Here is a 12,712-nt window from a genome sequence, read left to right on the forward strand (position 1 = left end):
GTAGACGCCAAAAGGACCCCAACACCATGGCACTCATCACCTCGGACCGTGGACGGTTCCCGAACATCCCCTGGCAGCTCGTGGAGACACGACATCAGCCGGACGACGCCGGAACCCTGGAGACGCTTTTCGCCCTCGGCAACGGCCACCTGGGTATCCGGGGCGCGCACTGGGCCGCCGCTGACTCCGAGCTGCCGGGCAGCTTCATCAACGGGCTGCACGAGATCTGGGACATCAAGCACGCCGAGAATGCGTTCGGCTTCGCCAGGACTGGCCAGCGCATCCTGTACATCCCGGACGCCAACAACTTCACCGTGGTGGTTGACGGCGAGGCCCTGACCCTTGCCGAATCCGAGGTGCTGGACTACCGGCGGTCGGTCGACTTCTACACCGGCGTCTACGAGTGCCGGATCACCTGGCAGTGCCGCTCCGGAGCCGTGGTGACCACCACCGAACGCCGGGCTGTGGGATTCGCCTCCCGCGGAAGCCTGGGCATCTCGCTGTCGGTTGCCACCGACCGCGACGTTTCGCTGGACGTCACCTCCTCGGTCATCAACCGCCAGGACCAGCCGGTGGAGGACCACTCCGTGCACGATCCCCGCCGCGCGGGCCGCCACGCGGGGCGCGTGCTGCTGCCGCTGCGGCTCGACGGCGGCGACGGCTCGCTCCGGCTGGCCTGGGAGGCTTCGGAATCCAAACAGCGTGTGGGAATTGCCGTTGACCACTGGACCTCCGCCGGGTATCAGCCCTTCGAGACCTCCGTCGACCAGGACGACAGCACCGTACGGTACGTTCTCGCGGTAAGCGCGGACCAGCCGTTCACGCTGGAGAAAAGCGTCAGCTACGCTGCGGGTGCGTCGGTCCAGGACCCCGCTGCCGACCCGGCAGAGGTGGCAGAAGCGGGGCTGCGGCCGGTCCAGGACATCTTCGCCGAAAGCGAAGCCCACTACCGGGACTACTGGGATACCTCGGACATTGTGGTTGACGGCGGTAACCCGGAGCTGCAGCAGGCCATCCGCTGGAACCTTTTCCAGCTGGCCCAGGCAACCGCACGGGCCGGCGTGGCCGGCATTCCGGCAAAGGGCGTGACCGGTTCCGGTTACGAGGGACACTACTTCTGGGACCAGGAGGTCTACCTCCTGCCCTACCTGACGTACACCAACCCGGTAGGCGCCCGGCAGGTCCTGGAATTCCGGCACGGCATGCTTCCCGAGGCAAAGATCCGGGCCAAGGAACTCAGCGTCGACGGGGCGCTTTTCCCCTGGCGCACCATTAACGGGCTGGAGGCCAGCGCCTACTACGCCGCGGGCACCGCGCAGTTCCACATCGCCGCCGCCATCGCCTTTGCCACCAACCGCTACCTGTGGGCCACCGGGGACACGTCGTTCCGCGACGGCATGGGCGCTGAACTGCTGATTGAAACCGCCCGTATGTGGATCTCGCTGGGCTTCTTCGGCAAGGACGGTCTCTTCCACATCCACGGCGTCACCGGCCCGGACGAGTACACCGCGGTGGTTAACGACAACCTTTACACCAACGTCATGGCCCGCTTTAACCTTCGGGCCGCTGCCGCCCTGGAGCATGCCGGCATCACCCAGGAGGAGCGCCAGCTCTGGGAAGCAGCCGCCAACCTGATGCAGCTGCCATTCGACGACCGGATGCAGGTGCACTCCCAGGACAACGACTTCATGACCCTTGAAGCCTGGGACTGGACCACGCCCCGATCAAAGTACCCCCTGCTGCTGCACTTCCACCCGCTGGTGATCTACCGCCACCAGGTCCTCAAGCAGGCGGACACCGTCCTGGCCATGTTCCTCCAGTGGCAGGACTTCAGCGCTGAGGAAAAGCAGCGCGCGTTCGATTTCTACGATCCGATTACCACCGGTGATTCCACCCTGTCCGCTTGCGTGCAGGGCATCATGGCAGCCGAGGTTGGCTACTCCAGGGAGGCTCTGGAGCACTTTACCAATGCCGTGTTCATTGACCTGGACGACACCCACGGCAACACCATTGACGGCGTCCACATCGCCTCCACGGGCGGCGTGTGGAGCTCGCTGGTGTGCGGCTTTGCCGGCCTTCGCGACCAGGGCCCGGCGCCGTACTTCGATCCGCGGCTGCCGGCCGAGTGGGACGGGCTGACCTTCCACCTCAAGATCCGGGGCCGGCTGTTGCTGGTTCAGCTCGATGCGGGCTCCATCACGCTCACGGTCCAGGAAGGCGAACCGCTGCAGGTCAACGTCCGCGGGCAGCTCCAGACCGTCGTCGCCGACCCCGTCCGCGTGGCGCTGGAGCCCGTCACCGAGCCGGAACCCACCGTCTTCCCGAGCGGACTCCCGACGGCGAGCATTCCGGTGGTGCGCGGCCACAGCTAAGGGCGCCCGACGCCGGGGAGCCGGCGGCTGGTGAAGTGCACCCCGAAAGTTGGAGCCGCAAGTGTGCGGGCTTCAACTCGACGGGCAGGCGGTTGGTCCTTCAGGAACCCGCATACTGGGCGGCCGTTTTCCCCTCGATGGCTAAGTTGAGTTCTTCCAGGGTCGGGGGATTCGCCCCCGGGCGCCGCACGGTGATAGCCGCGGCTGCAGCTGCGGTGTGTCCCAGCTGCTCCAAGACAGCTGGGGCGAATCCCTCGGTTCCCCGCGTGAGAAAGCCCAGGATCAGCGCGGCCATGTAGGAGTCCCCGGCGCCGATGGTGTCTGCGACCTCGGATTTCACCGCAGGAATGTTGATGCTGGCGGCCGAGGTGGCGAATTGTGATCCTTCGGACCCCTTGGTGATTACGGCGAGCCCTGCGCCGAGGCCGAGGATGTGGGCTGCGCTTTCGTCCAGGCCTTTTTGGGGGTACAGCCACCGGGCGTCCTCGTCGCTGAGTTTGACGACGTCGGCCAGGGGCACCAGCTCTTCGAAGATGGCTTTCGCTTCGGCATGGCTGCCGAGCAGGGCGGGCCTGATGTTCGGGTCGTAGGTGATCATGCAGTGCCTGTGTGCCTGTTCGAGCAGGGATTTCACGGCGCCCGCACCGGGACTCAGGAAGGTGGCGATGGATCCGGTGTGCAGTATTTTGGGAAAGTAGGCCGGGGCTGTCGGTGCAAGCTCCCAGGAGATGTCGAAGTCGTACTTGGCGGAGCCGTCCGGTTGAAGGGTTGCTGTTGCCGATGCTGTCCGGTTGAGGGATTTTGATCCGGGAAGAAGTATGACTCCCGCGCTGCGGAGATGGTTTTCAATGGAGGCGCCGCGGGCGTCCGCGCCGATGGCTGTGAGCAGGCCAGTGGTTACGCCGAGGCGGCCAAGACCGTAGGCGACATTGGCCGGCGAGCCGCCTGGGTGTTCCACTTTGTGTTCCGGCGTTGTGACTACGTCGATCAGCGCTTCGCCTACGACCATGACGTCGAGCGGCTGGTGGGCGTCGTGACGGGTTGTTTTGAGGTAATCCATGGTCTGTGTCTCTCGTGGGAAGGCAATCGCGGGGTGTTAGCACATCAGTCCGCGGACCGTTGACCGGTCCGCGGACTGATGTGGGGCAGCAGCGGTTCAGGCGGTGGCTGCGCCGGTCATGATGGCGACGGCGTCGGTCATGCTGTGTGATTGGGGGGTGATGGTGGCTGCGCATTTGCCCAGGCGCTGGATGTGGATCCTGTCTGCTACGTCGAACACGTGGGGCATGTTGTGGCTGATCAGGATGACGGGCAGGCCGCGGTCGCGGAGGTCCCTGACCAGTTGCAGTACCTGGTTGGATTCCCTGACGCCGAGGGCGGCTGTTGGCTCATCCAGTACGACGACCTTGGAGCCAAAGGCGGCGGCGCGGGCGACGGCGACGGCCTGGCGCTGTCCGCCGGAGAGGTTCTCCACCGGTACGGTGACGTCCTGGAGCGTGGAGATGCCGAGCCGGGTGAGTTCTTCCTTTGCCTTGCGGCGCATGCCTTTGGTATCAAGGACCCGGAAGAGCTTTCCCAGCGGACCCGGGACTCTCTCTTCGCGCCCGAGGAACAGGTTTGAAGCGACATCAAGTGCCGGCGACACCGCAAGGTTCTGGTACACGGTTTCGATGCCGTGGGCGCGGGCGTCCTGGGGCCTTTTGAAGTGCACCGGCTGTCCTGAGACAAAGAGTTCGCCGGAGTCCGGGACTTCTGCTCCGGTCAGGCACTTGATCAGGGTTGATTTTCCTGCGCCGTTGTCGCCAATGATGGCCAGGACTTCGCCGGGGTAGAGGTCCAGGCTGACACCGTCCAGGCCAACGACGCGGCCGAAGGTCTTGACGAGGTTCCGGGCCTGCAGGATGGGTTGGCGGACCGAAGTGCCGGAGGGCTCCACGTGGGTGGCTGTCATGATTTCACCTTTCGGATCCACTGGTCGATGGACACAGCGAGGATGATGAGGACGCCCACGGCGAGGGTCTGATAGAGCACGTCCAGACCGGCGAGGGAGAGCCCATTGCGGAAGACGCCAACAATCAGCGCGCCCAGGAGCGTTCCCCACACGGAGCCGCGGCCACCGAAAAGGCTGGTTCCGCCGATGACCACGGCGGTGATGGAGTCCAGGTTCAGGTCTACGCCGGCGTTGGGGCTCGCGGCGTTGGTCCGGCCGATCTGGATCCAGGCGCCGATGGCCAGGACAGCGCCGGCGGCGAGGTAGACGCTCATGAGGACTTTGTTGACGGCGATGCCGGCCAGGCGGGCGGCTTCCTTGTCATCGCCCACCGCGTAGACGTGCCGGCCCCAGGCCGTTTTGCCGAGGATGAACGCGATGGCGATGTAGAGCAGGAGCATCACGACGACGCCGGTAGAGATCCTGACAGCGCCCACCGGGAAGGTGCTTCCCGTCCAGGTCAGCAGGTCCGGCATTGCCGAGCCGCGCACTGTCGCTCCGTTGGAGTAGAGCAGTGTCAGCGCGATGAAGATGTTCAGTGTGCCCAGGGTGACGATGAAGGGTGGGAGCCGGAACCTGGTGACCAGGAATCCGTTTACGGCTCCGGCGGCGAGTCCGACGATCAGGCCCGCGAGCAGTGCAACAGGTCCCGGCAGGCCGTTGTGAACGGCGAGCTGGGCCACGACCATGGAGGAGAGAATCATGACGGCCCCGACCGAAAGGTCGATGCCGGCCGTGAGGATGATCAGGGTCTGGGCGATGGCCAGGGTGCCGACGACTGAGACCTGCTGGGTGATCAGGGAGAGGTTTTCAACCCGCAGGAACCTGTCATTGAGCAGGCCGAACACGACCACCGCGATGAGGAGGACGAGGGCGGGGCTTACGGCGGGGTAGCGGTGGAGGATGTTGCGTATCCGGCTGAGCGGTGTCTGGCGGTCAAGGAATTCCTCCGCCAGGTCGGCATGCCCGGCGCTGGGCGGGCCGGCGGTCTGTTGCTGGGTCACGATGGGTCCTGATCTTCAGTGATGGTTGCTAGAGCGGAGCTAGCTCGGTAGAAGAGGTGCGGGGAGGCTGATAGCGGGCTTCAGCCTCCCCGCGCGACGCCGGGTGGCTACTTTCCCCAGCAGATATCGGTAGCTTCGGTGGTGGTGATGCTCTTCAGGCCGTCGGCGGGCTTGTCGGTGACGAGCTCGACGCCGGTGTTGTAGAAGTCCAGGCCTTCGGAGTTGGCCGGCTTGTTTCCGGTCTTGGCCAGGTCCACAATTGCCTTCACTCCCAGTTCGGCCATCTTGACCGGGTACTGCTGGGCCGTGGCGCCGATAACGCCGGATTTGACGTTGTTCACACCGGTGCAGCCGCCGTCAACGGAGACGACCAGCACGTCCTTGTCCTTGCCGGCTGACTTCAGTGCCTCGAAGGCGCCTGCCGCCGCGGGCTCGTTGATTGTGTAGATCACGTTAATGTTGGGGTTCTTGGACAGGAGGGTTTCCATGGCGGTCCGGCCGCCGTCTTCGGCGCCCTGAGTGGCCTGGTTGCCGACAATCTCATAGTCGCCGCCCTTGCCGCCGGTGTACTTGCCGGTCTTGGCCTCGTCGCCGTTCTTCTTGGCATCGGCGGTGTCAATGCCCAACCCGGTCAGGAAGCCCTGGTCACGGTTGTAATCAACCGAGACCACCTTGTCGTCAAAGAGATCCAGCAGGGCGATGGTGGCCTTCTTGCCGTCCAACTGGGCAGCGGTCCACTTGCCGATCAGCTCGCCGGCGGCGAAGTTGTCCGTGGCGAAGGTGATGTCCACGGCATCTGCCGGGTCCGGCGGGGTATCCAGGGCGATAACAAACAACCCGGCGTCCCTGGCCTTCTTCAGGGCATCCACCACGGACGGGCCGTTCGGGGTGATCAGGATGCCCTTGTCGCCTTTGGAAATGGCGTTTTCGATCGCCTGGATCTGCGTGTCCTCATCGCCGTCGGCCTTGCCTGCCGCGAGCTTCAGGTCCACGTTCTCGGCCGCAGCAGCCTCCTTCGCCCCGTCCTGCATGGAAACGAAGAACGGGTTGGTGGTGGTCTTGACGATCAGGGAGACTCCCACCTTTTCACCGGAGGCCTCGCCACTGGCGGACGGGCCGCTGGAACTGCCCCCGCAGGCCGACAGGCTAAGTGCTCCCAGGGTCAGGACTGCTCCCGCAGCAAAGAGGCGGGTGGCCGTTGAACGGGGTGCTTTGGAACTCAACATTGAATCTCCTGGTGTGAGAGGCCCCCTGCAGGACCTCGACAACGATGTCAGCTACGATGTAAGCAGCATCACATCTGAGAGTCAATAGAAGTAATCCTAAGGAGCGATTTTTTTGACAACGATGTCTAATCGTAGCCAACCGCCCTTGCCGGCCAGCCGCCCGACCATGCGCCACGTGGCCGCGCTGGCCGGCGTCGGAATCAAGACAGTCTCCCGGGTGATCAATGACGAAGCCGGTGTCTCGGAAGCCACTCGCAACAAGGTGCTCAGTGCTTCCCGGCAACTCAACTACCAGCTGGACGTGACGGCCGGCAGCCTCCGCCGCGCAGGCAGGAGGACGCTCTCCGTCGGGCTCTTGCTGCCGAGCGTCTCCAACCCGTTCAGCGGCGAAATCAACCGGGCAATGGAAGACGCGCTGGGTGCCAGGGGAATCGCGGTTTTTGCGGCAAGCCTCGACGATGACCCCCAGAGGGAGCAGTCCATCGTTGCAGCGTTTCTTGGCAGGCGGGTCGATGGACTCGTTCTCACGCCGATCGCCAAGAGCCAGGCTTATGTAATCCCCGAGCATTCCCGTGACCTGCCCTTGGTCTTCATTGACCGCGAACCGGTAGGAATAGAAGCTGACACCGTCGTGACCGACAATGCGGCAGGCTCCGCGAGGGCGGCGGCCCATCTGATGAGCCACGGCCACACGAGGCTCGCCTATCTGGGAGACCGCACAGACATCCAGACCGCACGGGAACGCCGGCGCGGGTTTATGGAGGAGATCGGCCGGCGGGGAATCCCGACCTCAACGGTTCCTGTCCGTGAAAACCTTCACGATGAAGAATCGGCGAGGCTGGCCGCGTTGGAACTTCTCACAGCTGGGAACCCGCCCACTGCGATCTTCTCCAGTCAGAACCTGGTCACCTTCGGCGCCATGCGTGCCTTGAAAGAGCTCGGGCTAAACAAGCGGGTGGCCCTGATAGGGTTCGATGACTTCACGCTCGCCGACATGATGGATCCGGGTGTGACCGTGATCGCCCAGCACCCGGAGCGCATCGGGAAGCTGGCGGCGGAGCGCCTGCTGGCCAGAATTGATGGCGATGAGCAGCCTCCGCAGACTTATGTTGTCCCGTCTGAGCTGATACCGCGGGGCTCCGGTGAGCTTCCTCCCGACCCTGACGCAGGCACTCCCTGATAATCCGCCGAACCCATTGACCTGAAAGGGACCATGATGACCAAGACCCTGTATGCAGAGTTCACCGTCAAACCCGGCAGCGAAGCCCGCGTTGCGGAGATGATGGTTGAACTGACGCGGCACGTCCGCCAGGAACCGGGCAACGAGCTGTTCCTTCCGTACACCCGGGAAGAGAATCCCCGGGAGTACTTTGTTTTCGAGGTCTACCGTGACGAAGCGGCATTCCAGGAACACATCGGGGCCGACTACGGCGCCAGGTTCAACGCGGAACTGGCCAGTCACATCGAGGGTGATGCCTCGCAGCTGACCTGGCTCCTGCCGGTGGAATAGCTTGCACCGGCCCCGGTTCACGGGAGCGGCGTCCCGGTTCCAGTGCCTCACGCATTCGTCTGCAAAACGTTGACTTGTCCACTGGACATCTCTTAGGGTCCAGCTACTGACAACGTTGTCTACGGGGGAGGGCACGCGCGCAATGAAGGGCAGCAAAGCTTGATGAAAAAATCCACGATACGGAGGACGCGGGGCGTCTCTGCCATGACATTGGCCGGTCTTTCGCTGGCCGCAGCACTGGCCGGTTCCCTGCCGGCCTCCGCTGCCCCGCTTGGGGATGAGCAGTACCGGCCGGCCATCCATTACACGCCGGAGAAGAACTGGATGAACGATCCCAATGGGCTCGTTTTCCACAAGGGCGTCTACCACATGTACTACCAGCACAATCCCTCTGGTAACACCTGGGGGAACATGTCCTGGGGCCACGCCACGTCCAAGGACCTCGTCCACTGGGTGGAGCAACCGCTAGCTATCTCCACCGATACGCAGGAAGACGTCTTCTCCGGCAGCGTCGTCGTCGACAAGGACAACACGTCCGGACTCGGCACTGCGGAGAACCCGCCACTAATTGCCATTTACACCAGCGCATACAAGGAAGCCTCCCCTCACCGCGGCCTGCAGGCACAGTCACTGGCCTACAGCCTCGATGACGGCCAGACTTGGACGAAGTACTCCGGGAATCCTGTCCTGAACCGCAATTCGGCCAACTTCCGCGACCCGAAGGTCTTCTGGTACAGCCCGCCCGCCGGCGGCGGCTACTGGGTGATGGCCGCCGTCGAAGCAACGGACCACAAAGTGCTGCTCTACAAATCCACCAACCTCAAGGAATGGACCGCCCTCAGCGAATTCGGCCCGGCCAACGCCACAGGCGGGCTCTGGGAATGCCCCGATCTTTTCCCGCTGGCCGTGGACGGCGACCCGAACAATATCAAATGGGTCATGGTGGTCAACATAAACCCAGGCGGCGTTGCAGGCGGTTCGGCCGGACAGTACTTCGTCGGCAGCTTTGATGGCACAACCTTCACCTCCGAAAGCACCAAGCCAAGTGAGTCCTTGCCGCCCGGCACCCCGATTGCCGGCTTCAATGACGGCACATACAACGGCTGGACGATAAACAACGAGCCGGGCAACTGGAAAAACGGGCCCTTCGCTGACGCGCCCGCGGCAGGCACGCTTCAAGGTCAAAACGCTGTCACCGGCTTTGCCGGTGCGGGACTGGTGAATTCTTTCAACGACGGCGACTGGCCGCTGGGTTCAATGTCTTCCCCCGATTTCACGGTGGACAGCGACTACATCAATTTCCTGGTGGGCGGCGGCCAGCATCCCCGTGTCTCCGACAAGCTTGACAACACACCTCCCCCCGGCGAGTTGCTGTTCAACGGATTTGAGGTCCCGGACGGCAGCACGCTGGCGGACGCCGGATGGACCGGCACCGGCGACCTCGCACCGTCGTTCCAGCCCGCCACCGCCGGCGGCGATTACTACATTGGCGCCAAGCGCATCAACACCTGGGAAACCGGAAGCACCCCGGGCGACGACCGGCAGGGCACTCTCACTTCCCCCGAATTCACGCTCAGCCGGAACTTCATCAGCCTGCTGGTTGGCGGTGGCCACCGCAGCCCGGAGACGGGCCAGGTGCTGGAGGCCCAATTACTCGTGGACGGCAACGTTGTGCGGACACTGGCAGGGGATGAAGCCGGCCAGCTCAACTGGAAGGGCTGGGACGTTACGGAGTTTGCCGGCAAGCAGGCGCAGCTGAGGATCGTTGACCAGGCCACCGGCGGCTGGGGTCACCTCACCCTCGACCACGTCATGCTCACGGACCAGGCAGCTGTGCCGCGCTCAGACGAGACCACCGTGAACCTCGTGGTGGACGGACAAGTGGTCCGCTCCACGACAGGCGCCAACAGCGAGGTCCTGGACTGGGCCAACTGGAACGTGTCCGAGTTCAAGGGACGCCAGGCGCAGATCAGGATCGTTGACAACAACCGCTTCGGCTGGGGCCACATCCTGGCGGACGAATTCATCGCCTCCTCCGAGCCGGCGAAGCCAAGGATCAACTCCTACGACTGGCTGGACTACGGCCGGGACTACTACGCTGCGGTCTCCTTCGGCAACATGCCCGAGGACAAGCGCGTAATGCTCGGCTGGATGAACAACTGGGACTACGCCAACACCATCCCCACCGCACCATGGCGCAGCGCCATGGCTCTCCCCCGGGAAGTGAAACTTACCCAGACCCCTGACGGTCCCCGCCTCACTCAAAGCGCCGTAAAGCAGGTGGACACGCTTGCACAAAAGCCAAGCTATTCGACCAAGACGGGCACCCAGATCCCGGAAGGAACCACTCCGCTCCCGGCATCTGCCGCAGGCCAGGTACAGCGGGTGGACATCACGTTCGCCCCCGGCACGGCCCAAAAGTCCGGCATCACTGTCCTGGGCGACGCAAACGCCTCCACGGTCATCGGCTACGACGCGTCAACCGGTGAGCTCTATGTGGACCGGAGCAACTCCGGAAACACCGGATTCCATCCCCTGTTCACCTCTGTGGACTCGGCCCCCGTCACCCTGGACAAGAATGGCAACATAACCATGCGGATCTACCTCGACCGCTCTTCGGTGGAAGTGTTCGCCCAGAGCGGGCTGAGGACCGTCACCGACCAGGTGTTCCCCAACCCCGGTGCTGACAAGATGGCCCTCTTCGCTGAAGGCGGGACCGCCCAGCTCAAATCACTCAGTGTTACACCGCTGGGAAAGGCAATGTTCCTCCCCGAAAAGAAGTAAACCTAACCACCATCTGACCGGCTCCCAGCGGGCTGGGGCTGAAGGGACTGAGTCCGGCATTGCACCGGGGTCAGTCCCTTCAGCTTTCCTCCCAGGCGGGAAATCGCGATGGGCTTCACTGGCTGCCCGCCTTAGTCTCCTGCCGCCGGCGTCCGTTCCACCGCGGGCGACCAGTCAAGGGGGTGGGCGAGCTCGTCGTCGGGCATCCTTGCGACGGCCATGGCTATGACCGCCATGACGGGGCACACGCCGCCGGCCACCAGGAAGATCAGCCAGATGGGCAGGACCTCTGCCGCCGGGCCGGCAAGGGCCATGGACACTGGCATCAGTGCCAGCGACACGAAGAAATCGAGGCTGGAGATCCGGCCCAGCAGGTGCGGTGGAACACGCCGCTGGAGCAGGGTTCCCCAAATGACCATTCCCACGCTCCCGGTCACGCCCCAGATGAACAGGGCGGCGGCGATGACCCAGAAGTTGTCCATGAGTCCGACGGCGGCCAGCGGCATGCTGCCAATTCCCCAGGACACCATCATCACGGTGAGGTAGCGCCGGGGCAGCCGAAGCGACGCGGTGACCAGGGAGCCCAGTGCCGCGCCCACTCCCATGATGGCCAGCAGGAAACCGAACATGCTGGAATCGCCGCCCAGCTGGTCGCGCACCACGAATGGCAGCAGGACCTCGATGGGGCCGATCAGGAAGAGCACGGAAATGCACGCCCAGAGCAGGGTCCACAGCAGCCATGGCGTGCGTAAGGTGTAGCTGACGCCCTCGCGCAGGTCCTGGAAGAAGGACGATTTCCGATGCTCTCCAGGGGCCCGTTCCTGCCCGGCCCCGTTATCCGGCGCCGCCAGGGCGTGCTGGCCCAGGAAGTTCAGGACGATGAACGCCAGCAGGTGGCACACGGCCACGCCCGTCACGGCGTGCGACGGCGAAAGGGCCGCAACCAGGATTCCCGCCACGGCTGGCCCCGCCGCCTGCTGGAGGACCGGGCGCATGGTGCCTTCCATGCCGTTGGCCGCCAGGAGGTCCTCGGCCGGAAGGATGCGCGGCAGGATGGCTGAGTAGGCGGGAAAGAAGAAGGCAGCGCCGACGCCGAGCACGAATGCGCCCGCCGCCACATGCCAGAGCTGCAGCCACCCTGCCATCGCCAGCCCGCTGATGGTAGCGATGACCGCCAGGTTGGCGCCCTCGACGGCGATGATCAGCTGACGCTGCGGGATCCGGTCGGCCGCGATGCCGCCGGCCAGGACGAACGCCACCAGGCCAACGCTGCCGGCGGTCGCCACCAGGGAAAGTTCGAGCGGGCCTCCGCCCAGCTGGATCACCTGGTAGACCATGGCAACGGCCCACATTCCGGACCCAAAGATGGAGATGGCCAGCGCCGCGATCAATACCCGGTACTCGCGGTGGGCAAAGGGGCGCAAGGCTTTGGGGGCGGGCATAAGCCCCAGTTTATGCCCGCCGTTGCCTGCCTGATGCCCCCAATCTGTACCAGGCAGACGCTTATCCTGCGAGGAGGGTGCTGGCTTCCTGGCGGGTGGTTCCGGAGGATTCGATGTGGGCGAGTTCGGCGGGGATGTCCCAGCCTTTTTTGCGCATGGCGGTGGCCCAGAGCCGGCCGGCGCGGTAGGAGGAGCGGACCAGCGGCCCGGACATGACGCCGAGGAAGCCGATTTCCTCGGCTTCGTGCTGGAGGTCCACGAATTCCTGGGGTTTGACCCAGCGGTCTACGGGCAGGTGCCGTTCGGACGGGCGCAGGTACTGGGTGATGGTGACCAGGTCGCAGCCTGCGTCGTGGAGGTCGCGGAGGGCTTCGGAGATTTCCT

The 12,712-nt window shown here is 64.3% G+C and carries 9 protein-coding genes and 1 pseudogene; 4 read left to right on the plus strand and 6 right to left on the minus strand.

Translation table 11 applies throughout. The features are described from left to right. Window positions 1-26 precede the first annotated feature (26 nt). Window positions 27-2,372, plus strand: a complete 2,346-nt coding sequence (locus AC5RUU_RS10820; protein ID WP_493975200.1) for a glycoside hydrolase family 65 protein — start codon at window positions 27-29, stop codon at window positions 2,370-2,372. Window positions 2,373-2,472: 100 nt separating this feature from the next. Here the strand turns inward: AC5RUU_RS10820 and AC5RUU_RS10825 are convergent, their stop codons facing one another. From AC5RUU_RS10825 to AC5RUU_RS10840, 4 genes are all read right to left on the minus strand, one after another. Beyond that, the gene (locus AC5RUU_RS10825) at window positions 2,473-3,432 is read right to left on the minus strand and encodes a carbohydrate kinase family protein (protein ID WP_493975201.1); all 960 of its coding nucleotides are present in this window, start codon (window positions 3,430-3,432) and stop codon (window positions 2,473-2,475) included. A gap of 96 nt (window positions 3,433-3,528) precedes the next feature. Continuing rightward, window positions 3,529-4,323, minus strand: coding sequence for an ATP-binding cassette domain-containing protein (locus tag AC5RUU_RS10830; protein ID WP_493975202.1), 795 nt, complete (start codon window positions 4,321-4,323; stop codon window positions 3,529-3,531). Then, window positions 4,320-5,366 carry an ABC transporter permease gene (locus AC5RUU_RS10835; RefSeq protein ID WP_493975203.1) on the minus strand — a complete coding sequence of 349 codons (1,047 nt, stop codon included), beginning with the start codon at window positions 5,364-5,366 and terminating at the stop codon, window positions 4,320-4,322. The genes AC5RUU_RS10830 and AC5RUU_RS10835 overlap by 4 nt, the downstream gene beginning before the upstream one ends. A 107-nt stretch (window positions 5,367-5,473) precedes the next feature. Next, entirely contained in the window at window positions 5,474-6,592 is a 1,119-nt protein-coding gene (locus AC5RUU_RS10840; RefSeq protein ID WP_493975204.1) for a substrate-binding domain-containing protein, read from the minus strand. 166 nt (window positions 6,593-6,758) lie between these two features. Between AC5RUU_RS10840 and AC5RUU_RS10845 the strand changes: the two genes are divergently transcribed. From AC5RUU_RS10845 to AC5RUU_RS10855, 3 genes are all read left to right on the plus strand, one after another. Beyond that, on the plus strand, window positions 6,759-7,772 hold the full coding sequence (locus AC5RUU_RS10845) for a LacI family DNA-binding transcriptional regulator (RefSeq protein ID WP_493975223.1): 1,014 nt from the start codon (window positions 6,759-6,761) through the stop codon (window positions 7,770-7,772). 36 nt (window positions 7,773-7,808) lie between these two features. After that, a complete protein-coding gene (locus tag AC5RUU_RS10850) occupies window positions 7,809-8,102 on the plus strand; it encodes a putative quinol monooxygenase (RefSeq protein WP_493975224.1) in 294 nt (97 codons plus the stop codon). A gap of 162 nt (window positions 8,103-8,264) precedes the next feature. Next, the gene (locus AC5RUU_RS10855) at window positions 8,265-10,886 is read left to right on the plus strand and encodes a GH32 C-terminal domain-containing protein (RefSeq protein ID WP_493975205.1); all 2,622 of its coding nucleotides are present in this window, start codon (window positions 8,265-8,267) and stop codon (window positions 10,884-10,886) included. Between the two features lie 131 nt (window positions 10,887-11,017). Here the strand turns inward: AC5RUU_RS10855 and AC5RUU_RS10860 are convergent, their stop codons facing one another. Then, the gene (locus AC5RUU_RS10860) at window positions 11,018-12,328 is read right to left on the minus strand and encodes an MFS transporter (RefSeq protein ID WP_493975206.1); all 1,311 of its coding nucleotides are present in this window, start codon (window positions 12,326-12,328) and stop codon (window positions 11,018-11,020) included. A 61-nt stretch (window positions 12,329-12,389) separates the two neighbouring features. Continuing rightward, a pseudogene (locus tag AC5RUU_RS10865) lies at window positions 12,390-12,712 on the minus strand (lipoyl synthase); the annotation flags it as partial.

The organism is Arthrobacter sp. K4-10C (assembly GCF_059090085.1).

What these genes read in the sequence shown, in the direction of transcription:
- AC5RUU_RS10840 (WP_493975204.1), bottom strand. Translation starts at nt 6,592, where the DNA reads ATGTTGAGTTCCAAAGCACCCCGTTCAACGGCCACCCGCCTCTTTGCT.
- AC5RUU_RS10825 (WP_493975201.1), bottom strand. Translation starts at nt 3,432, where the DNA reads ATGGATTACCTCAAAACAACCCGTCACGACGCCCACCAGCCGCTCGAC.
- AC5RUU_RS10855 (WP_493975205.1), top strand. Translation starts at nt 8,265, where the DNA reads ATGAAAAAATCCACGATACGGAGGACGCGGGGCGTCTCTGCCATGACA.
- AC5RUU_RS10820 (WP_493975200.1), top strand. Translation starts at nt 27, where the DNA reads ATGGCACTCATCACCTCGGACCGTGGACGGTTCCCGAACATCCCCTGG.
- AC5RUU_RS10860 (WP_493975206.1), bottom strand. Translation starts at nt 12,328, where the DNA reads ATGCCCGCCCCCAAAGCCTTGCGCCCCTTTGCCCACCGCGAGTACCGG.
- AC5RUU_RS10845 (WP_493975223.1), top strand. Translation starts at nt 6,759, where the DNA reads ATGCGCCACGTGGCCGCGCTGGCCGGCGTCGGAATCAAGACAGTCTCC.
- AC5RUU_RS10830 (WP_493975202.1), bottom strand. Translation starts at nt 4,323, where the DNA reads ATGACAGCCACCCACGTGGAGCCCTCCGGCACTTCGGTCCGCCAACCC.
- AC5RUU_RS10850 (WP_493975224.1), top strand. Translation starts at nt 7,809, where the DNA reads ATGACCAAGACCCTGTATGCAGAGTTCACCGTCAAACCCGGCAGCGAA.